The sequence below is a fragment of the Novosphingobium malaysiense genome (assembly GCF_000802225.1).
Classification (GTDB): Bacteria; Pseudomonadota; Alphaproteobacteria; order Sphingomonadales; family Sphingomonadaceae; genus Novosphingobium; species Novosphingobium malaysiense.
In genome coordinates, this window is the sequence record NZ_JTDI01000002.1 from 346549 (window position 1) to 372147 (window position 25599).

General features: G+C 64.5%; 27 protein-coding genes. 9 read left to right on the plus strand and 18 right to left on the minus strand.

Annotated features, from left to right (window positions below):
* Window positions 1-33 precede the first annotated feature (33 nt).
* The 7 genes from LK12_RS06570 to wecB form a co-directional block, all read right to left on the minus strand.
* Window positions 34-2298, minus strand: a complete 2265-nt coding sequence (locus tag LK12_RS06570) for a TonB-dependent receptor (RefSeq protein ID WP_039280876.1) — start codon at window positions 2296-2298, stop codon at window positions 34-36.
* Between the two features lie 186 nt (window positions 2299-2484).
* Window positions 2485-3066 carry a TetR/AcrR family transcriptional regulator gene (locus LK12_RS06575; RefSeq protein WP_039280877.1) on the minus strand — a complete coding sequence of 194 codons (582 nt, stop codon included), beginning with the start codon at window positions 3064-3066 and terminating at the stop codon, window positions 2485-2487.
* A 122-nt stretch (window positions 3067-3188) separates the two neighbouring features.
* A complete protein-coding gene (locus tag LK12_RS06580) occupies window positions 3189-3608 on the minus strand; it encodes a hypothetical protein (RefSeq protein WP_039280879.1) in 420 nt (139 codons plus the stop codon).
* A 75-nt stretch (window positions 3609-3683) separates the two neighbouring features.
* Complete coding sequence (gene tldD / locus LK12_RS06585) at window positions 3684-5102, minus strand: metalloprotease TldD (RefSeq protein WP_039280881.1); 1419 nt, start codon at window positions 5100-5102, stop codon at window positions 3684-3686.
* 71 nt (window positions 5103-5173) lie between these two features.
* Window positions 5174-5371 carry a zinc-finger domain-containing protein gene (locus LK12_RS06590; RefSeq protein WP_039280882.1) on the minus strand — a complete coding sequence of 66 codons (198 nt, stop codon included), beginning with the start codon at window positions 5369-5371 and terminating at the stop codon, window positions 5174-5176.
* 73 nt (window positions 5372-5444) lie between these two features.
* Window positions 5445-6746, minus strand: coding sequence for a UDP-N-acetyl-D-mannosamine dehydrogenase (wecC, locus tag LK12_RS06595; RefSeq protein WP_039280887.1), 1302 nt, complete (start codon window positions 6744-6746; stop codon window positions 5445-5447).
* Window positions 6724-7863 carry a non-hydrolyzing UDP-N-acetylglucosamine 2-epimerase gene (wecB, locus tag LK12_RS06600; RefSeq protein WP_039280890.1) on the minus strand — a complete coding sequence of 380 codons (1140 nt, stop codon included), beginning with the start codon at window positions 7861-7863 and terminating at the stop codon, window positions 6724-6726. The genes wecC and wecB overlap by 23 nt, the downstream gene beginning before the upstream one ends.
* Window positions 7864-8050: 187 nt before the next feature.
* Between wecB and LK12_RS06605 the strand changes: the two genes are divergently transcribed.
* Window positions 8051-8863 (plus strand): carbonic anhydrase, encoded by an 813-nt coding sequence (locus tag LK12_RS06605; RefSeq protein WP_052223224.1) that lies wholly within the window; start codon window positions 8051-8053, stop codon window positions 8861-8863.
* 92 nt (window positions 8864-8955) lie between these two features.
* A complete protein-coding gene (gene dcd / locus LK12_RS06610) occupies window positions 8956-9510 on the plus strand; it encodes a dCTP deaminase (RefSeq protein ID WP_039280892.1) in 555 nt (184 codons plus the stop codon).
* A 47-nt stretch (window positions 9511-9557) separates the two neighbouring features.
* Here dcd and LK12_RS06615 read toward each other — a convergent pair whose 3' ends face one another.
* The 8 genes from LK12_RS06615 to LK12_RS06650 form a co-directional block, all read right to left on the minus strand.
* Window positions 9558-10142, minus strand: a complete 585-nt coding sequence (locus LK12_RS06615) for a lysozyme (RefSeq protein ID WP_039280893.1) — start codon at window positions 10140-10142, stop codon at window positions 9558-9560.
* Window positions 10143-10214: 72 nt separating this feature from the next.
* Complete coding sequence (locus LK12_RS06620; protein ID WP_039280894.1) at window positions 10215-10787, minus strand: fasciclin domain-containing protein; 573 nt, start codon at window positions 10785-10787, stop codon at window positions 10215-10217.
* A 16-nt stretch (window positions 10788-10803) separates the two neighbouring features.
* Window positions 10804-11931: a hypothetical protein gene (locus LK12_RS06625; RefSeq protein WP_039280897.1), complete on the minus strand. Its 1128-nt coding sequence runs from the start codon at window positions 11929-11931 to the stop codon at window positions 10804-10806.
* A gap of 169 nt (window positions 11932-12100) precedes the next feature.
* On the minus strand, window positions 12101-13510 hold the full coding sequence (glnA, locus tag LK12_RS06630; protein WP_039280899.1) for a type I glutamate--ammonia ligase: 1410 nt from the start codon (window positions 13508-13510) through the stop codon (window positions 12101-12103).
* 176 nt (window positions 13511-13686) lie between these two features.
* Window positions 13687-14025: a P-II family nitrogen regulator gene (locus LK12_RS06635; protein WP_039280905.1), complete on the minus strand. Its 339-nt coding sequence runs from the start codon at window positions 14023-14025 to the stop codon at window positions 13687-13689.
* Between the two features lie 346 nt (window positions 14026-14371).
* Window positions 14372-15295, minus strand: coding sequence for an N-acetyl-gamma-glutamyl-phosphate reductase (gene argC, locus LK12_RS06640; protein ID WP_039280907.1), 924 nt, complete (start codon window positions 15293-15295; stop codon window positions 14372-14374).
* Window positions 15295-15603, minus strand: coding sequence for an SH3 domain-containing protein (locus tag LK12_RS06645; protein ID WP_039281633.1), 309 nt, complete (start codon window positions 15601-15603; stop codon window positions 15295-15297). Before LK12_RS06645 ends, argC begins: the two co-directional genes overlap by 1 nt.
* Window positions 15604-15711: 108 nt before the next feature.
* Complete coding sequence (locus LK12_RS06650; RefSeq protein WP_039280909.1) at window positions 15712-17106, minus strand: leucyl aminopeptidase family protein; 1395 nt, start codon at window positions 17104-17106, stop codon at window positions 15712-15714.
* 49 nt (window positions 17107-17155) lie between these two features.
* Here LK12_RS06650 and LK12_RS06655 point away from each other — a divergent pair, with 49 nt between their 5' ends.
* The 3 genes from LK12_RS06655 to LK12_RS06665 all read left to right on the plus strand — a co-directional run bounded on the left by LK12_RS06655 (window position 17156) and on the right by LK12_RS06665 (window position 20055).
* The gene (locus tag LK12_RS06655) at window positions 17156-18022 is read left to right on the plus strand and encodes a DUF4163 domain-containing protein (protein ID WP_039281634.1); all 867 of its coding nucleotides are present in this window, start codon (window positions 17156-17158) and stop codon (window positions 18020-18022) included.
* A gap of 37 nt (window positions 18023-18059) precedes the next feature.
* Window positions 18060-18890, plus strand: coding sequence for a type I methionyl aminopeptidase (gene map / locus LK12_RS06660; protein ID WP_039281637.1), 831 nt, complete (start codon window positions 18060-18062; stop codon window positions 18888-18890).
* A 112-nt stretch (window positions 18891-19002) separates the two neighbouring features.
* Window positions 19003-20055, plus strand: a complete 1053-nt coding sequence (locus LK12_RS06665) for a hypothetical protein (RefSeq protein ID WP_039280911.1) — start codon at window positions 19003-19005, stop codon at window positions 20053-20055.
* Window positions 20056-20184: 129 nt separating this feature from the next.
* On the opposite strand, the gene aroC is transcribed toward LK12_RS06665, so the two are convergent.
* Window positions 20185-21267 (minus strand): chorismate synthase, encoded by a 1083-nt coding sequence (gene aroC, locus LK12_RS06670; protein ID WP_039280913.1) that lies wholly within the window; start codon window positions 21265-21267, stop codon window positions 20185-20187.
* A gap of 29 nt (window positions 21268-21296) precedes the next feature.
* On the opposite strand from aroC, the gene LK12_RS06675 reads away from it, so the two are divergent.
* The 4 genes from LK12_RS06675 to LK12_RS06690 are packed head-to-tail and all read left to right on the plus strand — an operon-like array spanning window position 21297 to window position 23165.
* Window positions 21297-21731, plus strand: coding sequence for an antibiotic biosynthesis monooxygenase family protein (locus tag LK12_RS06675; protein ID WP_331454130.1), 435 nt, complete (start codon window positions 21297-21299; stop codon window positions 21729-21731).
* Window positions 21728-22075 carry an ArsC family reductase gene (locus LK12_RS06680; RefSeq protein ID WP_039280915.1) on the plus strand — a complete coding sequence of 116 codons (348 nt, stop codon included), beginning with the start codon at window positions 21728-21730 and terminating at the stop codon, window positions 22073-22075. Before LK12_RS06675 ends, LK12_RS06680 begins: the two co-directional genes overlap by 4 nt.
* Complete coding sequence (pnuC, locus tag LK12_RS06685) at window positions 22072-22671, plus strand: nicotinamide riboside transporter PnuC (RefSeq protein ID WP_039280917.1); 600 nt, start codon at window positions 22072-22074, stop codon at window positions 22669-22671. Before LK12_RS06680 ends, pnuC begins: the two co-directional genes overlap by 4 nt.
* Window positions 22668-23165 (plus strand): AAA family ATPase, encoded by a 498-nt coding sequence (locus LK12_RS06690; RefSeq protein WP_039280919.1) that lies wholly within the window; start codon window positions 22668-22670, stop codon window positions 23163-23165. The genes pnuC and LK12_RS06690 overlap by 4 nt, the downstream gene beginning before the upstream one ends.
* A 24-nt stretch (window positions 23166-23189) precedes the next feature.
* Here LK12_RS06690 and LK12_RS06695 read toward each other — a convergent pair whose 3' ends face one another.
* Entirely contained in the window at window positions 23190-24239 is a 1050-nt protein-coding gene (locus LK12_RS06695; protein ID WP_039280922.1) for an NAD(P)H-dependent amine dehydrogenase family protein, read from the minus strand.
* A gap of 109 nt (window positions 24240-24348) precedes the next feature.
* The gene (locus tag LK12_RS06700) at window positions 24349-25599 is read right to left on the minus strand and encodes an APC family permease (RefSeq protein ID WP_082010393.1); all 1251 of its coding nucleotides are present in this window, start codon (window positions 25597-25599) and stop codon (window positions 24349-24351) included.

Genomic DNA, 25599 nt, shown 5'->3' on the forward strand with positions numbered 1-25599 from the left:
CGGGAGCTTCTCGCAATTCCTGGCTGACGCTGGTCAGTAGTCGAACTTCACCGTCACGCCGTAAGTCGCCGGAGCCGCGCGCGCGGTCGTGGCGCCGAGCCCGGTCGAGATCTTCTGCTGGAAGTACTTGGTGTTGGTCAGGTTCTTGCCCCACAGTTCCACGCCCCAGTGCTCGTTGAGCCAATAGGCGACCGAGCCGTTGAGCAACCCGTACTTCTTCTGACGCAGCGTACCGTCGGATTCGAACGGGAAGCCGCTGTTGTAGCTGCCGAGCAGGTTGAAGCGCAGTTCGCCGCTTTCACGCACCGGAACCGTCAGGCTCACGCCCAGGCTGCCGGTGAAGTCCGGCGAGCCGGGGGTCTGGAAACCCGAGGCATCGCCTAGGCATGTCAGGAAGCCGCCGGAAGGCGTGCCGGTGGTCGTGCCCGGATCCGACGTTCCGGGCGCGTCGCAGACGGCCGGCAGCGGATAGATGAACGGCGCCTGGTATTCCGACCCCGGCGCGCCGAAGTTGTCGAACCGGGAGTCGAGCCAGGTGAAGCCGCCGAAGATGCGCAGGTTGTCGACCGGCGCCGCCTCGAATTCGACGTCGAGACCGTCGACCTTCACCGATGCCGCGTTGAGCAGCACCGCCGAACCCAGGTTGCTCAGCGCCGCAGAGCGGATCTGGTAGTTCGAGATGTCGTAGTGGAACGCCGAGGCATTGAGGCGCAGCCTGCGGTCGAGCAATTCGGATTTCACGCCGATCTCGTAGGCATCGATGTATTGCGGCCGGACCGGGGCATTGGCCGGGCTCTGCAGCGAATAGGTCCCCGCCTTGAAGCCCCGGTTGTACGAGGCATAGGCGCTGACGGTGTCGGTGATTTCCTGCCGGATCGCGGCGCGCCAGGTGAACTTGCCGTAGGAAATCTTGCCCGTCGTCGGGATCTGCGGGAGCATGGTCGTGCCGATGATCGGCGACTGGCCGCCGCCCAGCTTGCGGATGTCCTTGGTGTAGCGCAGGCCGCCGGTCAGCGTTGTTGTCGGGGTGATCTTGTAGCTGACCTCACCGAAGCCCGCGTAGGAATCGGTGTCCAGCGTGGCATCGATGTACAGGGCGGAAAGCGGCGTCAGCCCCAGGCCCGAGAAGGTCGACTGGTTGAAGACTTCCGAGCGCAGGTAGAAGACGCCGAATTGCCAGGCCAGCGGATCGGTGTTGTTCGAGGCAAGGCGCAGTTCCTGCTGATAGGCACGCGATCCCGAGGTGAAGGCGATGCGCAGCCAGGGCAGCGGACCGGCGTCGACGTCGAAATCGCTGTCGTTCTTGCTGTCGCGCACCGAACTGATGCTGGTAAGCGAGACCGCGCCGAGGTCGGCTTCGACGGTGCCGCTGATGCCCCAGTTCTTGAGCTGCGTGAGCGAATAGTCGTTGGCGGCCGTATCCAGCGAGCCGACGGAATAGACCGGGCCGGTGAAGCCGCGGCTGGGATAGTCCTCGTCGATCGACCAGCCGATCGCGGTATTGTCGTCCATGTCGTAGTAGTCGCCGGCGATCGTCACCTTGACCGTGTCGGTGGGGCGCCAGACCAGCTTTGAACGTGCGCCCCAATAGGTCATCTTCTTGATGTCGCGATCGAGCGTTATGTTGCGCCCCCAGCCCTTGGCCTGGTCGTAGCCCGTCAGGGCAAGGTCCATGCTGACCTTGTCGGTGATCGGGCCGCCGACATAGAGCTTGCCGTGAACCGTCTGGTAGTTGGCGTAGCCGGCTTCACCCTGGGCTTCGAGGTAGTCGCCGGGTTCCTTGGTGATGATATGGATCAGGCCGCCGAAGGCGTTGCGGCCGAACAGCGTGCCCTGCGGCCCCTTGAGCACCTCGATGCGCTCGATATTGTTGAACTGGGTGACCGTGCCCGAAAGGTCGGGAATGTAGACACCGTCGACGTAGAAGGCATTCGATCCCTCGTCACCCACGGATGCGTTGGTGGTGCCGACGCCGCGCACGAAGAACAGTCCGCTTGCACCCGAACGCTGGAAGTTCACAGCAGGTACGACCTGGCTGATGGTGTTGGTCTCGTTGATGCCCACCCGGTCCAGCGTGTCCGAGCTTACGGCGGCCACGGCAATCGGCACTTCCTGCAGGTTCTCGGTGCGGTGTTGGGCCGTCACGATGATTTCGTTGAGACCATAGGTCCTCTTCGACGTGTCGCCGGCCGGTTCCTGCGTGTCTTGCGCCGCTGCCGGACTGGCCAGTGCCAGCGCCCCGGTCGCCGCGGTCGCAAGTAAAGCGCGCAGGCGCAAGTCCTTGTTACGGTAAGCCATTTTCCTCTCCCTCTCACCAGCGCGTGCGAATACATCACGCGCTGTTCGTATATTTATTTGGCTGTCTGCTCATCTTGGCAGCTTGCAAGCCCTCATGATGTACACATCCTTATTCGGGACTGTACACCTGTCAAGTCGCATGGTGGGAGAGATCGGGTCGAAACAATGCCCGGTGGGCAAGCGGAATTAGCCTGGGTCGTATTGATCGATCGTCGCTTCGACGAAGGCATGGATCTCGTCGTGGCCCACGGTCATCGCCACATTGTTTTCGATGACGATGCTGCGGGCCACGGCGGACATCATCGCGGCGAGCGATGCTGCCGACATGGGAGGGTTCGCTATGCCCCGCCTGGCGCAGACATTCTCGATGGCTTCGATCTGGAGTGCGCGAAAGCTCTCGCCACTGGCGCGCATCTCCGCGCGCAGGGCGGGATAGATCTTTCCCAGCGCGACGTATTCCAGCATTCGGCGCGCTTCCGGGATATGGCAGTTGAGGCGCCAGAGCGCGTGGAGCGGACGCGCACTGGACAGGGCCTCGTCGTGAAGGCGGAAGTAGTTTGCCGAGGACCGCTTGAACACGGTGACCACGAGATCTTCCATCGAGCGGAAATAGTAGTGCACGAGTTGGGGCTTGAGCCCGGCGCGACTGGCGATGCGGCGGGCGGTGAAGGCGGGGTAGCCTTCCTCGTCGAGAATTTCGGAAGCGGCTTCGATCAGCCGCAGGCGCGTCTTCGCGCTGGTCGAGTTGTATCCCCGGTTCGCTACCATGCGCGTACTCTACCCCTCAGGGGGACAAATGCAATTTCAGCGGTGCGTTCGGCAGCGGCATGCAGAAAGCGGCCGGGAGCATGCTCGCGGCCGCTTTCTTCAGGAGACGCGGACTCGGGACATTACTTGTCCGAGGACTTGACCTTCTTGTACGGCACGAACTCGCGCAGACCGACGAAGCCGCTCCACATGTGGGCGCCACCGCGGTCGTGCAGTTGCACTGTATCGACGCTGCAGAGTTGCGAACCGAACAGGCGCGTGACGAGGATATCGTCATCGTCGAGCAGATCGGCATTGGTCGGGCGGTTGACGTAGAGCGTCGAACCGACGCGATAGACGATCGCGGTCTTGGGGATGACGGTGGTGTCGGTGGCCTGCGAAAGCGGAATGCAGTTCACGGGCTTTCCGGCTTCACGGCCCTCGAGCATCTTGGCGAGTTGTTCCTCACCGGTAAGCTTGGGCTTGGCCTGCGCGGCAGGCACCCCCAGCAACGAGGCTGCGGCAAGCATGGATGCGGCAAAGGCAGATACGGACTTCTTCATGGCCGGTTTCCTCCAGACGATTCCCATTCCCGCGATGCCTCTACACCAGCTGCGCTGAACCGTTGCTGACTGCCGTCAGGCCGTGCCGCCCACTGTCAGCCCATCGACCAGCAAAGTGGGCTGGCCGACGCCGGCAGGCACGCTTTGCCCGCCCTTGCCGCAAACCCCCACGCCCCGGTCGAGTTCGAGATCGTTGCCGATGCCCTTGACCTTGGTCAGGACGGAGGGGCCGTCGCCGATGATCGTGGCGCCCTTGATCGGCGCGCCGAGCTTGCCGTTCTCCACCTTGTAGGCCTCGGTGCAGGAGAACACGAACTTGCCCGAGACGATGTCGACCTGACCGCCTCCGAAGTTCTTGGCGAAAATGCCGTTCTTGATGCGGCTGAGCAGTTCGGCGGGATCGTCGTTTCCGGCCTTCATGAACGTGTTGGTCATGCGCGGCATCGGCGCGTGGGCATAGCTCTCGCGGCGACCGTTGCCGGTGGGTTCCACGCCCATCAGCCGGGCATTGAGCCGGTCCTGCATGTAGCCCTTGAGGATGCCGTCCTCGATCAGCACGGTTTCCTGCGTCGGCGTGCCTTCATCGTCTATGGAAAGCGAACCGCGGCGGTTCTCGATGGAGCCGTCGTCGACGATGGTCACGCCCGGCGCTCCCACGCGGTCGCCGATGCGGCCGGCGAAGGCGGACGTGCCCTTGCGGTTGAAGTCGCCTTCCAGTCCGTGCCCCACCGCCTCGTGCAGAATAACGCCGGGCCAGCCGGGAGCGAGCAGCACGGGCATTTCGCCCGCCGGGGCATCGACGCTTTCCAGGTTGATCAGGGCCTGCGCCAGTGCGGTGTCGATGGCCTCGTTCCAGGTTTCAGGCCGGAACAGGTCGTCGTAGAGCCAGCGACCGCCGATACCGAAAGAACCGGTCTCGCGCCGCCCGTTGCTTTCCGCGACGATCGACACGCTGAGGCGCACGAGCGGCCGGACGTCGGTCGCGACGAACCCGTCGGCGCGGACGATCTCGACAACCGACCATGAGCCGGACAGCGTCGCGCTGACCTGCGCGACGCGCGGATCGCGGGCGCGGGCAGCGGCGTCGATGGTTTCGAGCAGCTTCACCTTCTCGCCGAATCCGACGAGATCGAGCGGCGAGGCATCGGTGTAGAGGTGGCGGTTGCTCTTCATCGGCGGCGCGGCGTGCTTGCCCTTGGCCGGATCGAGCAGTTGCAGCGTTTCGCCGGCGCGGCGAATGGCGGCGGCGGAAATCTCGTTGGCGTGGGCAAAGCCGGTCATCTCGCCCGACACGCCCCGCAGGCCGAAACCGGCATCGCGCGAATAGTCGGCCGTTTTCAGCCGGCCGTCGTCGAAACCGAAGGCCTCGTTCGCCACGAATTGCATGTAGAGTTCGCCGTCGTCACACGTCCTGAGCGTCTCGGCCGCAAGGGCCTGGGCGTCTTCTGGTGTAAGCTGGCGATAGAGAAGCGAGCGGGGGTCGGTGGATGTCATGCCCCCGATATAGGAGGCATTGCCGCGTCGCGAAAGGAAAAGTCAGGCGCGGCGCCGGCTGGCGAGCACGATCAGGCCGCCTGCTGGTCGGCGGGGCCGCCCTTGAGCACGAAGCGGCGGTCGCAATAGCCGCATTCGACATAGCCCTTCTCGTCGATTTCCAGCCAGACGCGTGGGTGGCCGAGTGCGGCGCCGGCGCGAATGTCGGTGGCGCCGTCGCAGAAGACGCGGTGGGAATCGGTGTAGACGGTTTCGGGCGGGTTCATCATGAGGCAATGGATTAGCAGGGGCGCCGGGGCATTTCCAGCGTGTTTGCGAGCGAGGCGCGATCGGGTGGGGCGTTTACCCTACCAGCTTCAGGCGGGCTTCCTCCTCGCGCACGACGCGGGGCTGGTCGGGCCAGATGCCGCGCGTGTCGTAGACGAGCTTGTCCGCGCGTTCGGCCAGCGGCACGACTTTGAATACGTCGTGGTCGACCAGCACGATCATGATCTCGCAGGTCTCCAGCGCATCGTCGATGTCGATCTGGGTGGCGCCGGTGTCGGTAAACTCGATCGGCAGCTCTGCGGCATAGGGCTCGACGATATGGATACGCTCACCGAACTTGCGGGCGAGGCGGCTGGCGACGAAGCGGGCCGGGCTCTCGCGGAAGTCGTCGATGTTGGCCTTGAAGGCGAGGCCGAGGCAGGCGACCTTCGCGCCCGGATGGGCTTCCACCAGCGCTTCGGCCTTGGCGATGACATGGTGCATCTTGTGATCGTTGACGCCGCGCGCGGTGCGGATCAGCGGGGTTTCCTCGGGCGCGCCGTGAACGATGAACCAGGGGTCCACCGCGATGCAATGGCCGCCGACGCCGGGGCCGGGCGAAAGGATGTTCACGCGCGGGTGGCGATTGGCGAGGCGGATCACTTCCCACACGTCCAAGCCCATCTTGTCGGAAACGATGGACAGCTCGTTGGCGAAAGCGATGTTCACGTCGCGATAGGCGTTCTCGACCAGCTTGGTCATTTCCGCCGAACGGGCGTCGGTCGTCACGCATTCGCCGCGCACGAAGCGCTTGTAGAAGGCCAAGGCCTTGCGGGCGCAGCGCGGGGTGATGCCGCCGATCGAGCGATCGTTGTTTGTCAGCTCCTCCAGAATGCGGCCGGGGAGGACGCGTTCGGGGCAGTAGGCGATCGAGATGTCGGGGATCTCACCGGTCAGGCCGGGGACCTTCAGGTCCGGGCGCATGCCGGCGATCATGTCGCGCAGCTGCTCGGTCGTGCCGACGGGCGAGGTCGATTCGAGAATCACAACGTCGCCCTGCTTGAGCACAGGCGCGATGGTCTTGCCTGCCGCCAGGACATAGGAAACGTCCGGTGCGTGGCTCTTGTCGAAAGGCGTGGGCACCGCGATCACGAAGACATCGGCAGGCGCGACTTCGGTTGAGGCGGACAACAGCCCGCGCGAGACGACGCCGTGGACGAGGCCGTCGAGGTCGACTTCCTCGATGTGGATTTCGCCGCGGTTGATGGTGTCCACCACGCTCTGTGACACGTCGAGGCCCAGCACCTTGCACCCGGCGCGGGCGATCACGGCAGCGGTGGGAAGTCCGATGTAGCCCAGACCAACAACACAAACGTCAGGCTTGGTGTCCGATTTCATTTGCAAGCAGCTCCACGATTCGGCGCGCCGACCGCCCGTCCCCGAAGGGATTGTGGGCGCGCGCCATGGCCTCGTAGGAAGCCTTATCGTCGAGCAGGGTTGATAATTCGGTAACGATCGTGGCGGCCGAAGTTCCGACCAGTTTGGCCGTTCCGGCCTCCACGCCCTCGGGGCGCTCGGTCGTCTCGCGCATGACCAGCACCGGCTTGCCCAGCGCGGGTGCTTCCTCCTGCACGCCGCCGCTGTCGGTCAGCATGACTTCGGCGATGTTCAGCAGCCGCGCGAAGTGCGGGTAGTCGAGCGGTTCGATCAGCGCGACGTTGTCGAGCCCGGCAAGGCGCTCGTTCATCACCTTGCGCACGTTGGGATTGAGATGGACGGGGAAGATCACTGCCGTATCGGGCCGCTCGGCGATCTGGCGTATGGCGCTGGCGATCTGCTCCATGCCTTCGCCGAAATTCTCGCGCCGGTGGCTGGTGACGCCGATGATGCGCTTGTCGGCGAACCTGGCTTCGAGGTCCGCAAGGTTCGCGGCGAGGGCGGGTTCGCGCTCGATCTTCGCGGAGACCCAGTGGAGCGCGTCGATCACCGTGTTGCCGGTGACGTGAACGCGGGCGGGATCGACGTTTTCCTTGAGCAGCGCGGCCTGGCTCGTCTCGGTCGGCGCGAAGTGCAGGCTGGCCATGGCGCCGATGATCTTGCGGTTCACCTCTTCGGGCCAGGGGTGATAGATGTTGTAGCTGCGCAGGCCCGCCTCGACATGGTCGACCGGGACCTTGCGGTAATAGGCCGCGAGCGCGCCGGTCATGGCCGTGGCCGTGTCGCCCTGCACGATCACGCGAGCGGGCTGCACTTCGTCCATCACCTTGCCGAGTCCGGTGAGCAGGTTGGCGGTGAGCGCATCGAGCCTCTGGTCCGGCTGCATCACGTCGAGATCGTGGTCGGGCACGATGCCCGCGATCTCCAGCACCTGATCGAGCATCTGGCGGTGCTGCGCCGACACGCAGACCACGCATTCGAAGCGCGGATCGGCCTTGAGGGCATGGACGACGGGGAAGAGCTTGATCGCTTCCGGACGCGTACCGAAGATGACGAGAATGCGGGCAGGGCTGGTCATGGCCATGCCGATAGCAGCCTAGTGTTAACCTTGAAATAAAGCGTTTTAGCCGCTGCTGGCAGGCGGAGGCCTCAGGAGGTGTCAAGGCGGCTGAACGCCAACTAGTCAATCGTCCTGAGGAGGCGGTTGAAAGCGGTTTAGGCGATTTCTGGCAACAGACCAGCAACAAACCAGAGGCCTCCTAGCCATGACCGTCGTTCCCGCTTTCACCAAGATCAAATGCGCTTCGCTGGCGATGGCCGCGATCATGCTCGGGGCGTCAGCGCCCGCCGAAAACCGGGCCGACAGGGCCCATTCAGCGTCCTCCGCTGCGGTACACGCATCGCACTGGTCCTACGCCGGCAATTCCGGACCGGAGAGCTGGGGCGACCTTTCGCCTGATTTCACGGCCTGCAAGACCGGCCACATGCAGTCGCCGGTGGATCTGGGGGTGGCCGCCTCGGTCGGGGACTTCCGCGTGCGCGCCGATTACCGGTCCGCGCCCCTGACCATCCGCAACAATGGTCACACGGTGCAAGTCGATGTGCCCGAAGGATCCACGCTCAGCAGCGGGATTGCCCGCTACAAGCTGCTGCAGGTGCATTTTCACACGCCGTCTGAATCGACGCTCTATGGCATCCACTACCCCATGGTCGCGCACTTCGTGCATGTCGACTACGCGGGCAACTATGCGGTTCTGGGGGTGATGTTCGAGGAAGGCGCGGCCAATCCCGCCCTCGAGGCGCTGATCAAGGCCGCGCCACGCGGGGTGCAGGGGCCTCATCCGGTGAAGGGCGTGGCTTTCGATCCGAGCGGGTTGCTGCCGGAAAACCTGGCCGTGTTCCGCTACGAAGGTTCGCTCACGACGCCGCCGTGCACCGAAGGTGTGCGCTGGCACGTGGCGACGCATCGCGCCACGGCAAGTGCCAGCCAGATCGCCGCGCTTCACGCGATCATGGGCGACAACGCCCGCCCGATCCAGCCGCTCTATGGCCGGGTGCTGGTGATGGGCGCGGACTGAGCGGAACAGGCCCGGCCCCTCCCCGAGGGGGATTGGTGGACAAACCGGCCGCGTGGCTTGCCTGCGCGGGTCCCTTGGGGAATCACCGCAGCATGGCGATTCTGAGCGACAAGTGGATCCGGCAGCAGGCGCTGGACAATGGCATGATCGAACCCTTCGTGGAGGCCCAGCGCCGCGACGGGTGCATTTCCTATGGCCTTTCGTCCTACGGCTACGACGCTCGCGTCGCGCCCGAGTTCAAGATCTTCACCAATGTCGATTCGGCTATCGTCGATCCCAAGGACTTCGCGGCCAATTCCTTCGTCGACCGCGAGACCGACGTCTGCGTGATCCCGCCGAACTCCTTCGCACTCGCCCGCACGGTGGAATATTTCCGCGTGCCCAAGGACGTGCTGGTGATCTGCCTCGGCAAGAGCACCTATGCGCGTTGCGGTATCATCGTGAACGTCACGCCGCTTGAGCCGGGCTGGGAAGGGCACGTGACGCTGGAATTCTCCAACACCACGCCGCTTCCCGCGCGCATCTACGCCAACGAAGGGGCCTGCCAGTTCCTGTTCCTGCAGGGCAACGAACCGTGCGAGACCAGCTATGCGGACCGCGCGGGCAAGTACATGGGCCAGAAGGGCGTCACACTGCCGCGGCTGTGAAGGCTGACCGGGATTGCCATTTTCGCTCGACACGAACGGGCAGGTCTTCAGAGTAGCCCGTAGAGCGCCGCTTCCTCGGCGCGGCGGGCCTTGAGCCCATCCATCGGCTTGCCGTCGTTGTAGATCCATTTGCCGAACTCGGCCTGCGCCTCTGCAAAGCGTCCCGCCTTGTGCAGCCGGGTGAGGGTGGCCCGGCCAATGGCGCCGGTGTTGTAGTGGAACGAGACCAGCGCATCGAACTGGTTCTGTGAAGTGGCAGCATCTCCGAGCGCCGCGGCCACTTCCTCGACATGGCGCACGATGTCCCGGTCGAAGCGGGCATCGCACTCGGCTTGGGTCCAGATCATGCCCTTGCGGATATCCGGTCCGGTGGAACCCCAGCCGATGGTCCAGGGCTTGCCGTCCGCGCTGCCCGGATCGGGATAGGCTTCGAAACGGCCATCGGGGCGGCGCCGCGCACAGCCTTCCCATTTGCGGATCAGGGCCTTGCCGGCATCGCCCAACTCTCGTGCAGCCGGCAGCATGCCAAGGGCGCTGTCGATAGCGGCATCGAGCCGGGCCACCTCCGCCCGGTCGAAACCGCGTCCGAGCAGATGGCGCACTTCATCGAAAATCGGCTTGCGGCTGAGCATCGGCCTTCTCCGTGGCAGGCGGAAAGGCGAACCAAGTAAACCGAAAGCGGGGCTGTAGGAAAACGGTTTCGATCAGATCTTCTTGAGCACGCCGTTTATGGGAATGGCGATGCTCGTTTCGCTCGCCACGGGATCGCCATCCAGCGTCGCCTGCGACCCGTCTGACCCAGTGACGACAATCCCCTCGTCGGAGCGCGTGAACGTCAGCGTGTCACCGGAGAGGGTTGCCATCGTGACCTGACCGTTGTTGCTGTGGTCGATGGCGGCGCCGAGGTCCTGCGGCGTCAGGTACCCCGGCAATATGTGATCGCGGATCAGCGCCGCCAGCGCGGCGTGGTCGCTCGACGCCATCAGTTCTTTCCCGGCATCGCCGAGGGCCGCGAAGGCATCGTCCTCAGGTGCAAGCAATGTGTAGCTGCCCTTGCCCTGGAACACGCCGGCAATGCCGGTTTCCTTGAGTGCTTCCGCCATGGTCTGCAGTCCGTCGGTATTGTCGAGGGCGCTGGCGACCGATTGCGATTCCGGGGTGAGGTCCTGAACCGGTGCGAGGGAGGCATCGCTGGAGGGCGTGGAGCCTCCCGAACAGGCCGCGAGGGCCAGGGACGAAGCGGAAAGCACGACGAGAGTCGGGTATGTCAGGCGCATTTTTACGTCCTTTCGTTCAGATCAGCAGCTCGATTGCCGCCTGCACCAGCCGTGTCGTCGGATCGAGCTGGTAGATATAGCCGTCGCTATAGCGGTACATGGCATCGGGTCCATCGACGTACTGGTCGCGATAACGGTAGGGCACGTTGTACACGTCGTATCCCGGCGGCATCGGCTGGCCGATCGTGATGTCGTTGCCGGTCAGCATTGCAGCGATCGACTGGATCGCTGCCGTGTCCGGGTCGACCCGATAGATCGTGTCGTTGTAGTAGCGGTAGCCGCTCGGCGAACCGAGACCGTAGTAATCGTCGTAATAGGTCGGCAGTGAAACCGGCCTGTAGGCGGTCGGCCAGGTCTGGCCGATCGACAGCGCTCCGCCGAGCAGGGGCATGTAGCCGAGTATCTGGGTTCCCGAGCCGAGACGCAGCAGGTAGCCGTCCGCATAACGATAGCGGGCATTGCGGTCGTAGTCGTGCAGGTACCAGGTAGGCCGATACCAGCTGGTCGTCGGCTCGCGGTCGAGGCCCGGCGGCGTGCAGCCGTTGTATTTCTTGGCGAGGCCCGGCGGGCAACCGTCGTAGACCCTGCGCTTGTCTAGTGCGGACCAGTTGATGTCACGCTGCCGGGTTACGACGCGGACGCGGTCGTTGGTGGGCACGGTGATCTTGCGGCCCTTGGGACCTTCGTAGCTTACCCGCTTGATGTCGCCGCGCTGGGGTCGGGTGGCAAGAGCGGGCTTGCCGCGATTGTCGGCCTTGCCGTCTTGTGCCTGAGCGGGCCGGTTGGCCATTGCGTTGTTGCCCTTGGCGGCCTTGGCCTTGTCATTGCCTTGCGGCGTCTGTGGCCGGTTCGGGCCGCGATCCTCGGCCTTGGCCTGAATCTTTCGCGAAGGCGCGGCTGCCTTCGGTTCCGGCTTTTGAGGCTTCGCCTGCGCCTGTTGCGGCTTGCCGGCATGTTTCGATTGCGCCGGGGCGGCGGACCGGTTGCCGTGGCCGGCATTCTGCGCGGCTTGGGCAGCGGAGCCGTTGGGACCGCCCTTGTTGCCGTGTTCCTTGCCGTTGCCTCCCGGTTGCGCGGCGAGCGCGCCGGCGACCAGCGCGAGGCTTGCCGCGGTGCCGATCTGGAAGCTGCGGATGGTACGCATGACGTGTTCCTCCTTTGGTGCGGGTAGCAACGTCAATTTTCGCAATGGGTTCCGCGCGAAACTGTCTCAGAAGGTATCCGCATTCAAGGCGGCATTTTCGAAAAAGGGCGCCCGGATTGCTCCGGACGCCCCACTCGGCGAACTTGTCGCCGCCTGATCGCGTGAAGGATCAGGCGCTGTAGTACATGTCGAACTCGACGGCCGACGGCGTGGTTTCCCAACGCAGCACTTCCGGCCACTTCAGTTCGAGGTAGGCTTCGATCTGGTCTTCGGTGAAGACGCCGCCTTCGAGCAGGAAGGCATGGTCGGCGGCCAGCGATTCCAGGGCTTCGCGCAGCGAACCGCAGACGGTCGGCACTTCGGCGAGTTCGGCCGGCGGCAGATCGTAGAGGTTCTTGTCCATGGCTTCGCCCGGGTGGATCTTGTTCTTGATCCCGTCGAGGCCGGCCATGAGCAGCGCGGAGTAGCACAGGTAGGGGTTGGCCATCGCGTCGGGGAAGCGGAATTCCACGCGCTTTGCCTTGGTGCCGGCACCGTAGGGGATGCGGCACGAAGCCGAACGGTTGCGCGCCGAGTAGGCGAGCAGAACCGGCGCTTCGTAACCCGGGACCAGGCGCTTGTAGCTGTTGGTGGTCGGGTTGGTGAAGGCGTTGAGGGCCTTGGCGTGCTTGATGACGCCGCCGATGAAGTAGAGGCAGGTGTCCGACAGGCCGGCATAACCGTTCCCGGCGAAGGTGTTGTCGCTGCCGTCCCAGATCGAGATATGCGTGTGCATGCCCGAGCCGTTGTCCTTCATGATCGGCTTCGGCATGAACGTGGCCGACTTGCCGTAGGCCTGCGCGACCATCATGACGACATACTTGTAGATCTGCATGCGGTCGGCAGTGGTGGTCAGCGTGCCGAAGGTCAGGCCGAGCTCGTGCTGGGCAGCCGCCACTTCGTGGTGGTGCTTGTCGCAGGGCAGGCCCATTTCGAGCATCGTCGTGACCATCTCGCCACGGATGTCGGTGCAGCTGTCGACCGGAGCGACCGGGAAGTAGCCGCCCTTGGCGCGCGGACGGTGGGCCAGGTTGCCCGTGTCGTAGGTCTTGTCCGAGTTGCCCGGCAGTTCGATGTCGTCGAGCTTGAAGCCGTTGCCGTCGTAGCCGTCATAGAACTTCACGTCGTCGAACATGAAGAATTCGGCTTCCGGACCGACATAGACGGTGTCGCCGAAACCGGCCGACTTCACGAAAGCTTCGGCGCGCTTCGCGGTCGAGCGCGGGTCGCGGGCGTAGAGTTCGCCGGTCGAGGGTTCGACGATGTCGCAGAACAGGATCATCATCGGCGTGGCCGAGAACGGATCGACATAGACCGCATCGAGGTCGGGCTTGAGGATCATGTCCGACTCGTTGATCGTCTTCCAGCCCTCGATCGAGGAGCCGTCGAACATCAGGCCGTCTTCGAGTTCGTCCTCACCGATCACGCCCGCGCACATCGTGAGGTGCTGCCACTTGCCCTTGGGGTCGGTAAAGCGAAGATCGACCCACTCGATCTCCTCGTCCTTGATCTGCTTGAGGACGTCCTTTGCACTAGCCATGTGTTCGATTCTCCATTTTTCTCTTCCGATCCCCGAAAGAGGCTAGGGGTTGATGGCATTCCGGGAACGGCGCCGGTCCCCTTTTCCGGCTAATCCCCGGTCCGGCGCGAACCGGACCCGATTCTAGATGTCCGGCGTGGCCGGACAGGTGAAGCTTTCGGCGGCCGCCGAAAAGCCTAGAGTGCGTCGTCGTCCCGTTCCCCGGTGCGGATGCGCACCGCCGTTTCGATCGGGATGACGAAGATCTTGCCGTCGCCGATGCGGCCGGTCTGCGCGGCGTCGGCAATTGCCTCCACCACGCGTTCGGCCAGGGCATCGGGTACGACGACCTCGAGTTTCACCTTGGGCAGGAAGTCGACGACGTATTCGGCGCCGCGGTAGAGTTCGGTGTGGCCCTTCTGCCGCCCAAACCCCTTGGCTTCGGTCACCGTGATGCCGGACACTCCCACTTCGTGGAGCGCTTCCTTCACTTCATCGAGCTTGAACGGCTTGATGATGGCTTCGATCTTTTTCACGCCTGATTAGACCCCTGCACTTGTTCCCGGACGTATTTCGAAGAGGTTTCCGGTCCGGGAACCAGATGCCCTCGCGCGCGATCCCATCAAGAATCGTGCCAATGCGAATACCCTAGTGGTAGGCCATGTGTGCGGTCGCGAAAAGCCCGGATTTGCACGATTTCCCAAGAGGCAGGGGCAGTCTGGGCAGTGCCGGAGAGCAGATTCTGGCAGGTTCTGTTCAAGATTCAGGCAGGGCGTGCCTGAAAATTGTGCACGCCGGAATTTGGGGCCGTTCGCGGACAGTCGGCAACGTCCCGCCCGAGCCCCTTCGGGCCGCGGGCGCAGCATCGGAGATTCGCCGCGATCAGAGGCGCAGGCCGGACGTCTCGTCGAGACCGGCCATGAGGTTGAGGTTCTGTACCGCTGCGCCACTGGCCCCCTTGCCGAGATTGTCGAGCATGGCGACGAGGCGTGCCTGGCTGCCGTCCTTGCTGCCGAGCACCCGAAGCGTCAGCGTATCGGCAGGCACCATCGAGGCGCGCAACAGGAGTTCGTCGGGCTGGTCGGCCTCGACTTTCACGATCGGGCTGCCGGCGTAGAAGTCCGCCAGGGCGGCCCGCAACTGGTCGGGCGTGCCGGCGCCGGCCATCGCGCTCAGATGCAGCGGCACTTCGGCCAGCATGCCACGGTGCGCCGGCACGACAGCGGGCGCGAACAGCGGCGCGTGCTCAAGGCCGACGTGGGCCTGCATCTCGGGAACGTGCTTGTGGCCCAGCGAAAGTCCATAGGCCCGGAAAGCGATGTCGCGGTCTTCCTCGTACCGGGCGATCAGCGCCTTGCCGCCGCCGGAGTAGCCCGAGACCGCATGGCAGACATAGGGCCAGTCCGCCGGAAGCAGGCCGGCGCGCACCAGCGGCGCGAGCAGGCCGATGAAGCCGGTGGGATAGCAACCTGGATTGCTGACGAAACGCGCCGCCGCCACGGTTTCGCGGCCCATGACCTCGGGAAAGCCATAGGTCCAGCCGTCGGCGACGCGGTGGGCGGAGGATGCGTCGATCACGCGGGTGCTCTCGTTGCGGATCATGCCGACGGCGGCCTTCGCAGCATCGTCGGGCAGGCACAGGATCACGAAATCGGCATCGTTGAGCGCCTCGGCGCGCGCGGCGTCGTCCTTGCGCTTCTCGTCGGTCAGAATGACGAGATCGAACTCGCTGCGTCCCGCCAGCCGCTCGGCAATTTCGAGGCCGGTAGTGCCTGCGGCGCCGTCGATGAAAACGCTCGCGCCCATCAGGCGATCGCTTCGAGGTCTGCAAGTGCGACGTAGCCGACCGGGCCATCCTCTCCGAGCTGGCCCCAGGTCCAGGCACCGGCGATGTCGAGTACGTTGAAGGTCTCGCCTTCGGGAAGCGCCATGATCGCCTCGCCGTCGTCGCGACCGGTAGTGCGCAGCACGGCGCCGGCCTTGATCGCGTGCGGCATCGGCACCGCGTAGTGCGGCACGAAGTAGCGTCCGGCCAGCTTGATGTGCGCCAGATCGCCGCGCACCGGAAGGCAGCCGGGGTCCGCCGTCACGCTTGGCCCGGCCATGGCGAGCATGCCCTCGATCCGGGGTGGGCGGGTATACGAATCCTCAAGGGCCAACTTCGGTGCATCTCCAAAGGCAAAGATGGGCGCGCTTAGCGGGGTCATGTCCGGTTCGCAAGCTTAGCCCTCAAGCTTATCGTAGCGTTGTCTCAGCATGTGCCATGTTGCACGCAGACCAAGCGCGGCGCCACCCTTGGACCGGCCGGGCTTTTCAGTCGGGCGCCAGGCGAAAGTGTCGAGGTGGGCCCAGTCGGTGCCCTTGGGCACGAACTTGTCCAGAAACAGCGCCGCGGTGCTGGCCCCGGCAAAACCGCTGGAGCCTGCATTGTTGATGTCGGCGACTTCGGACTTGAGGTATTCGCGGTAGCCCTCGTGCAGAGGCAGGCGCCAGCAGGGATCGTCGTGGGCCTTGCCCGCCGCCAGCAGGCCGTCGGCCGTCGCATCTTCGCGTGTAAACAGCGCCGGCAGATCGGGCCCGACGGCAACGCGCGCGGCTCCGGTGAGCGTGGCGAAGTCGATGACAAGGTCGGGTTCGTTCTCCCCGGCGCGGGCAAGGGCATCGGCGAGGATCAGGCGTCCTTCGGCGTCGGTGTTGCCGATCTCGACCGAGATTCCCGCCCGGCTCCTGAGCACGTCGCCTGGGCGGAAGCTGTTGCCGGAGACGGCATTCTCCACCGCCGGGACGAGCAGGTGGAGCCTTACGGGCAGCTGGTTGTGCATGATGAGCCGCGCCAATGCGAGGGCGTGGGCGGCGCCGCCCATGTCCTTTTTCATCAGCAGCATGCCCGAGCCCGGCTTGATGTCGAGACCGCCCGAATCGAAACACACGCCCTTTCCGACCACGGCGAGCCTGGGGTGCTTGGGATCGCCCCACTCCAGCTCGATCATGCGCGGCGCGTGGGATCGCGCCGCGGCCCGGCCGACCATGTGGACCATCGGGAATTCGTGCTCGAGAGCGTCTCCGCGCGTCACCCTGATCTCGGCGCGGAACGTCTTGTGGAGGTTTTCGGCCTCGGCTTCGAGTTGGGCGGGACCCATGTCCTCTGCCGGGGTGTTGACGAGATCGCGCACCAGCATGGCCGCTTCGGCTTCGGCGGTGATGGCACTGATCGACGCCGGTTCGCCGGTCAGCAGTACGCGCGGGCCTTCTTCGTCCGGTTCGGACAGGTAGCGTTCGAAGCGGTACTGACCGGTTATCCAGCCGAAGATTGCCGGACCGGGCTCTCCGCCGGCGCGGCGGTAGGTTCCGGCAGGCAGCTTCTGGGCGAGCTTGGACATGCACCAGCTGGAAAGTTCCGCGGTGTTGGCGACACCTGCCGCCACGGCCCAGTCGTCACCATCGGGCATGATCGCATACTGATAGCCGTCGGCCTCGAACTTGTGTGCTGCAAGCGCGGCGCGCTGGGCCGGCGTCCTCTCCTTCAGGAAGGTATCGAGACCGTCCTTGTCGACGAGGTGAATGGCGATGGCCTTCTGGCCGCGGTCGGGCTGAATCAATGCGTTCTTGTCGCTCATGGTCAGGTTCTCTAGCCTTCTCGCGGCTTCAAGCGCGAGAGAAAAAATGATGCGAATCGGCAGATGGGCGGCGGCACTGGTGCTGGTCACAAGCGCTTGTCAGGGCGGCGGCGATGCGTCCGATCCGAGAGCCGGCGCCGAACAGGCCACTACGATGCCCGAGGCCGCCATCACCTTGCCCGAGGCAACCGGGACGGACGCCGCCGCATTGCCGAGCGAGTCGGTCTCCGGGGCCGCGTTGCCATCCGGTCGCTCGGTCGAGGTTTCGAACGACTTGTATGAATTCACTTTCAGTTATCCCGATGCGGCAGGTGCCATTCCGCAACTCAAGGACCTGCTCGACTCGCGTCTGTACGCGGCGCGCGACCAACTCGCATCTTCCGCGCGCGACGAGCGCAAGGCGGCGCGGCAGGAAGGGTTTCCCTACAACCCGCACAGTTACGTCGCGAAATGGGCCGAGGTCACCAATCTGCCCAATTGGCTTTCGCTCTCGGCCGAGATCTACACCTATACCGGCGGCGCGCACGGGATGAGCGCGTTCGACTCGCTGTTATGGGATCGCCGGGCGGAAACCGCCCGCAAACCGCGGGACCTGTTCGCCAGCACCGATGCCCTGCGCCAGGCGATCCGCGAGCCGTTCTGCGATGCCCTCGACAAGGAGCGCGAAAAGCGGCGCGGCGAGCCAGTGATGCGCGGCAGCGGGCAGACCTTTACCGAGTGCATCGATCCGATCGCACAGACCCTGATCCTGGGATCGTCCAACGGCGAGACGTTCGACCGTCTCGGCATCCTCGTCGGGCCCTACGAGGCTGGTCCCTATGCCGAAGGCACCTACGACATCACGCTGCCGGTGACGGGGAAGGTGATGGCCGTGCTCAAGCCGCAATACCGCACCGGCTTTTCCGTGGGTCAATGATCTCGCAATTCACTTGCAGCATCGCTATATCGCCGGGATGAGCGAATACCAGATTATCGAACCCGGCGACGAAACCGTCCTGCGCGACGGCACGATCAAGCTGCATGGCCCCGAAGCCTTCGAAGGCATGCGCAAGGCGGGACGGCTGGCCGCGGAGATCCTCGACGAGGTCGTGCCGATGGTGCAACCGGGCGTCACCACCGGCGAGATCGACGACAAGGTGCGCGAACTGACGCTCGATGCCGGCGCGGTGCCCGCAACGCTGGGCTATCGCGGCTATGCGCATTCGTGCTGCATCTCGATCAACCACGTCGTGTGCCATGGCATCCCTTCGGACAAGACGCTGAAGGAAGGGGACATCCTCAATATCGACGTGACCCCGCTGCTCGAAGGCTGGCATGGTGATTCCAGCCGTATGTATTTCGCCGGCGAACCTTCGCTGAAGGCGCGCCGCCTCGTCGACGTTACTTACGAATGCCTGATGATCGGCATCGAGCAGGCCAAGCCCGGCAACCGCGTGGGCGACATCGGCGCGGCCATCCAGCGCTATGCCGAATCGAACCGCTTCGGCGTGGTGCGCGAATTCTGCGGCCATGGCCTCGGCCGCCTGTTCCACGATGCACCCGAAGTGGTCCACGCCGGCCGCCCGGGAACCGGTCCACTGCTCAAGCCGGGCATGTTCTTCACCATCGAGCCGATGATCAACCTCGGCAAGCCGGCAGTGAAGCTGCTCAACGACGGCTGGACGGCGGTAACGCGCGACAAGTCGCTGTCCGCGCAGTTCGAGCACTCCATCGGCATTACCGAGGACGGCTGCGAGATCTTCACGCTCAGCCCCAAGGGCCTGCACAAGCCGCCTTACGCCTGAGCGCCTGCTTCCCAAGACAAACCCGATATCGCCTCTGCGCTTGCGCCGGGGGGTGACCTCGTGGGCCAGCCATGACAGCTTGCTTCCCGGACAACAAAGGGAAGGGAGAGCGATGGTTGCGGATACAGTGGCAGACCTGTCCGGCGGCATCCCGGTAGACCGCGAATACGTGCTCGATGCGCGGCCCGAAGACGGCGTGCGCGATGCCGTGAACGTCTGGATCGAGGAAGAGAACGGCCTGTTCGCCATGCGCGTGGGCGTCGAAGCCGTGGCCGAGCAGTGGGACCGGCACGAGATGTGGCTCGACATCGCCTTTGCCGACGGGCGTCTCTACTCGCGCCGAGGCGATGGCGAAACGCAGAGTGCCATCGGTCCGGGCGGCAAGCCGACCATCCGCGCCACCGGCCCGATGCGCTTCGAATGCGTGGAGCCGTTCCAGCGCTGGACCGTGCGGTTCGAAGGTCCGGTTGCCGAAACCAGCGCGCAGGAAATCCTCGAGGACCCCGACTTCGAAGAGAAGAAGTGGGTCGACGTGGCCTTCGACATCGACATGCAGATGGCCGCCGTACCCTGGCAGCCCGGCACGATGACGCCGGAAGCGGCGGAAGCGATGGGCGGCAAGCAGGGCGACTTCATGAGCCCGCGCTACGAACAGCTGTTCCATTGCACCGGCAAGCTGACCGTCGACGGCAAGACGCACGCGTTCAAGGCCAACGGTCTGCGCATTCGTCGCACCGGCTTTCGGGCATTCGCGGGTTTTACCGGTCACTGCTGGATGTCGGCGATCTTCCCCGACGGGCGCGGCTTCGGGGTCAACGCCTATCCGCCGCGCGACGATGGCGAACCGACCTACGAGGAAGCCTGGGTGATCGACAGCGACGGCCGCCGCGTCGGCGCGCGGCCGGTCGAACTGCCGTGGCTGCGCACGCTGGTCACCGGCGGTGAGGCGGTGCCTCTGGTGCTCGAAACGCTCGATGGCAAACGCATCGCAATCGACGGCGTGACCTTCACCAACACCCGCTCGCGCGGCGGTCACGTGCTACCTCCGGATTGGCCCAAGGACTGGCCGATCGTGCAGCAAAGCCATGCGTTCTACACGTGGGATGGCGTGCGCACGACAGGCATGATCGAACGGTCGAGCAAGCCGAGCGTGATGGATTTGTAGGATCGGGACGTCACGCCAATGACACGTCGTCATCCCAGCGCAGGCTGGGATCGGTTTCGATGTTGCGCTTGGCTGCCAGCGATCCCAGCCTGCGCTGGGATGACGGGAGAGGTAGGGCGGCTTGGCCTCTTACCCGCACTGCCCCCGGTGCAGCAGCTTGTGATCGGCCAGCACCAGCGCCATCATCGCTTCGACCACCGGCACGCCGCGGATGCCGACGCAGGGGTCGTGGCGGCCCTTGGTGAACAGCTCGGTGGCCTGGCCTTCGCGCGTCACCGTCGGTTGCGGGGTCAGGATCGAGCTGGTCGGCTTGAAGGCCACGCGGCAGGTGACCGGCTGTCCGGTCGAGATGCCGCCGGCAATGCCGCCAGCATGGTTGGCCGTGAATTCCGGCGCGCCGTCCGGCCCGGTTTCCTTTGCCGGCCGCATCGGGTCGGCATTGGTCTCGCCGGTCAGGCGTGCGGCGGCGAAGCCGTCGCCGATCTCCACGCCCTTTACCGCATTGATACCCATCATCGCGGCGGCCAGGTCGGCATCGAGCTTGCCGTATAGCGGGGCGCCCCAGCCGGCGGGCACGCCGCTGGCGGAGCATTCCACCACCGCACCGACCGAGGAGCCGGCCTTGCGCGCATCGTCGATGATCTTCTCCCAACGGGCGACGGCGGCCACATCCGGACAGAAGAACGGATTGTTGGCGATTTCCGCTTCATCGAAGTTGCCGGGATCGATCATGTCGCCGCCGATTTCGGAAACGTAGGCGCAGATCTTCACTTCGGGGATCACGAGCCGGGCCACAGCGCCCGCCGCCACGCGGCTCGCCGTTTCGCGCGCGGACGAACGCCCGCCGCCGCGATAGTCGCGAAAACCGTACTTCGCGTCGTAGGCATAGTCGGCATGGCCGGGGCGATAGGCGCGCGCGACGTCGGAATAGTCCTTGGAGCGCTGGTCGACATTCTCGATCATCAGGCTGATCGGGGTGCCGGTGGTCTTGCCGTCGAATACGCCGGAAAGGATACGGACCTGGTCCGGCTCCTGCCGCTGGGTCGTGAACTTGGACTGACCGGGACGGCGAGCATCGAGAAAGGGCTGAATAGCGCTTTCGTCGATGGCGAGGCCGGGCGGGCACCCGTCCACCACGGCACCGATTGCCGGGCCGTGGCTTTCGCCCCAGGTGGTGAAACGGAAAAGGCGGCCGAAGCTGTTGACGCTCATGGACCGCGCTTTGTCGCGCGACGCGCCGTTTGTCCAGCGTCGTGCGGGCAATGCGGTACAATGAGCGCGCTCGAAGGTTCCGTTCCGCAACTAAAGCGATGCCTGTCGTGGCTGCGCTTGCCGAATTGAATGCCACGCGGCAAGACGCGGCGATGTACCTGACCGTCTTTCGAAACCGCAAACGTGCAGACCTCGATGGAGCCGCCTACGAGGCGGATGCCGTGCGCATGGCCGATCTTGCTCGCAAACAGCCGGGCTTCCTGTCGTTCAAGACCTTCGTCGCGGAGGATGGCGAGACGGTCAGCATTTCGGAATGGGATACGGAAGCAAGCGCCCATGAATGGGCCCGCAATTTTGCACATGTGACAGTTCAAAAGCGTGGTAAGAACGAATATTACGAGAGTTATACCGTCTATTCGTGCGATGAGCCCGATGTTCGGCGATTTTCGAGGGGGCATGAGTGACAATCGCATTCTACGGAATTCCCAACTGCGACACCGTGAAGAAAGCGAGAAAATGGCTTGAGGGGCAGGGCATCGATTACACCTTCCACGACTACAAGAAGGAAGGTGCGGACCCGGCCAAGCTGCAGAGCTGGATCGCGCAGGCGGGGTGGGAAAAGGTTCTCAACCGGGCCGGGACCACGTTTCGCAAGCTTCCCGACGAGGAGAAGTCCGATCTCGACGGCGACAAGGCCGTGCGGATCATGCAGGCCAATCCCAGCACCATAAAGCGTCCGGTTGTCGAATATGACGGTGGGTTGCTGGTAGGCTTCAAGCAGGCCGAGTGGGAGGCCGTTCTGTCATGACACCGGAAACCCTGGCGGCGGTCGAATGGGCCGCGGCAGCATTCGGCGTGGTCAATATCGCGCTGCTGATCTGGCGCACCGTGTGGAACTATCCGTTCGGGATGATCATGGTCGCGCTCTACATCTTCGTGTTCTGGGAAAAGCGTCTTTACGCCGAAGCCGGGCTGCAGGTGTTCTTCTTCCTGGCGCAGGGATGGGGCTGGTGGCTTTGGCTCAAGGTCGGTGGTGACGATAGCCGGGTGCCGGTGCGCTGGCTCGACAACATGAGCCGGGCCGTATGGACGCTGGCCACGCTGGCGGTGAGTCTGAACCTGGGCTGGGTCATGCACCGCTTCACCGACGCGGCCATGCCCTTTGCCGATTCGGCGATTGCCGGGGCCAGTGTATCGGCCCAGATCCTGCTCGCCTTTCGTCGAATCGAGAACTGGATCCTGTGGATCCTCATCGATATCGCCGCGATCATGCTTTACATCAATCGCGGCCTCCACCCGACGGCGGGCCTCTACGGCGGCATGCTGGTCATGTCGCTGCTCGGTCTCAAGGAATGGATGCAGGCCGCCAAGGATCAGCCGAAAGGTATGCTCCAGGCGGCATGAAGACCGTTTGCCTGCATGGCGCCGAAAGTACCGGCAAGACTGTGCTCGCCGGCAGGCTGGGATATCCCTGGGTCCCCGAATACGGCCGTGCCTATTGCGAGGAACACGGCACCGATCTCGCCATGGCCGACCTGCTGGCCATCGCCGATGGCCAGGCGGAGGCCAACCGCAAGGCCTGCGCCCTCGCGCCGCCAATCCTGTTGCTCGATACCGATCAACTGATGACGGCAGCATGGGCCCAGATGCTGTTCTCCGACGTGCCGGAAATCCTCATGGCCTATCCCAAGGCAGACCTCTATCTGCTGTTCGCGCCGGACGTACCATGGCACGATGACGGCACCCGCTTCTTCGGCGACGAGAAAGGGCGCGACCGTTTCGCCCGGATCGCGGAAGACATGCTGGTGCGGGCCGGCGTGCCTTTCGTGCACATCGCGGGAAGCTGGGATCAGCGCGAAGCCCGCGCCAGGCAGGCTATCGCGGACCTGCTGGCGTGACGATAATCCGCTTGGGGGCGTCGGTCACCCGCGATCCTTCATCCACTCCCCCATCGGCGCCACTGGCAGACCGACATCGACTAGACCCAGCACGCCGGCGCGCGCGGCCTTGATCTGCGGCACGGCGGAGACGGCGGGCAGGGCGGTCATGATGTCCCAGTCGTGGTTCTTCCAGTGCTCGGCCGGGATCAGGCGCATGCGTATGTCCATGCTCGGCTCGCCCTGAACGACAAGGTGGTACTGATCGTCGTCGATTTCCCAGCCTTCGGCCAGCTTCTTGGTGAGGTACCAGACGACGGTGATGTTCACCGCGGTCCTGCCGTTCACCTTGCCGTTCCAGCCGCCGCGTAGCGCCGCGTTCGTACCCTTTTCCATGCAGAACCAGCCGAGATCGACCTTCTCCGCAGCGGTGGCGTATTCGCAGAAAAACTCGATGTCGTCGAAGGTGAGGCCAAGCGCGTCGCCGATACGCTCGACGGCGTCCTTGAACAGGATCAGCCAGGCCTGCGCGCGGCCCATGAGTTCGTCGGTCGCGCCGCCCGGCTCGCCCATGCCGAGAAAGCCCCAGGTCTCGACCGATTCGTAGACCGAGCAATCGGCCGATTCGGTAATCGACACGCTTTCCACATCGCGGCAGATCGCCGTCATGCTGGCGATCACCGAGTTGATCCAGCCGGGATTGATGCCGGTAATGTAGAGCGAGGAATTGCCCTTGACGCAGGCCGCTTCCAGCCGGTCCTTCACCTCGCCGCGAATGCCGCCGACATTGAGGAAGAGGTTGGTGGAAACCAGATCGAGCCCGCTTTCAAGCAGCTTGATCGCCTGGTCGAGATCGGCTTCGAACGGGGTGTAGAGCACGGTATCGGCGCCCAGCGCGATCAGTTCGTCGATGTCGTTGGTGGCCGTGATGCCGGTGGCGGGCCGTCCGCAAAGCTCGCCGGAATCGACGCCCTTCTTGGCATCGGACCACGCATAGCAACCAACCAGTTCCAGCCGCGGATCGTCGAGAATGGCGCGCAACGAATGCTTGCCGACCTTGCCGGTGGTCCACTGGATCACGCGCAGCTTTTCCATATTGCTCTCCCGATGGGCCGGCTGTTGCAGCGCCGACTTGCTCAATCGGCGCGAGTTCACCGTGCCCGCCGTCGATGCGCAAGTTCCACGATGGGGACATTGCGCGCGGTCAGCCGCCTTCCACCGAGCGTCCGAATACCGCTGCCGCCAGACCCAGCAGGGCCAGCGCCGCAAATCCGGCGAGCCGCAGCGTATTTTGCCCGCTCCCGTCGTGCGTGTGCCGCGCCCGCAGGAAAGCGAGGCCGGATTGCAGCGCGTAGTAGAGGGCGAAAGCACGGCTGGCGTAGGAAACGATCTGGAACACGCTCGACGACCATGTGAGCCCCAGCCCGATCACGGCAAGACCCACATAGGCGCCCTTGGGGCTCACACGGCCCTCGGTCAGTTCCTCGACAAGCCCGCCCGATCCGCCGGTGTCGGCCACCGCAGCGCTGAACTGCGCCGCGAGGGCCGCCAGGATCAGCAGCGGGCCGAGGACAGCGGAGATCTTCGCCATCATGTCGATGATCGCGGTTTCCTTGAGCGTGAAGGAGCCGGACTCGAAACTGATCGCCAGCAGCCCGGCATAGACGAGGTAGATCGCCGTCGAGATCCACTGCGCCATCTTCATCGAGTGCTGCCGGTCCGCCGCGGAATATTCGCGGCGCAGATAGCGCGAGGTCTCGAAGCCCTGCACGGTGATGATGAAGCCGAACATCAGCTGCAATGCAGGCAGACCGCCGATGACTGCCGAACTGTAATGCAGCGTGCCATCGCTGTATTCCTGCACGCCGTAAACGCACAGCGCGGCGAGCAGGGCGGTGATCGTGGCGAGTTGGAGAGAGACGCTGATCTGCTCCACGCGTTCGAGCAGCGAAAATCCGCGGGTAAGGCCGGCTGCCAGAATGATGCCGTAGATGACCGTGGTGATGATCCGGCTGAGGCTGTCCGATGGGTGCGGGAATATCCGTGCGAAGAACGAGCCGAACAGGTTGAGGTAGTAGGTGACCGAGATCACGTAGGCGAAGGCGAGCGCCCAGCTCGATATGCGTTCGACCCGCCTGAGCGCGGCCGTGTCGTCGGGTGCGCCTTCGCCGGCCTTGGTGCCGTCATCGTCGCCGATGCGGGCGATGTTGTAGCGTATGGCCCAGCCGAAGGCGTAGCCGACCGCGCAGAGCACCACCATGGCCACGATTCCGTAGCTGCCGAAGCGGTCGGTCAGGATCGGGCCCAGGATCAGGAAGCCGCTGCCGATGATCGAGGCGAGCGGCGTGATCGTCGCATGCCACAAGCGGGCGCGGCGCAGGCGTGGCCAGACCAGCAATCCCACCATGCCAAGGCCGGCCACGGCAATGGCCATCGTCATGGGATCGGTCGGCAT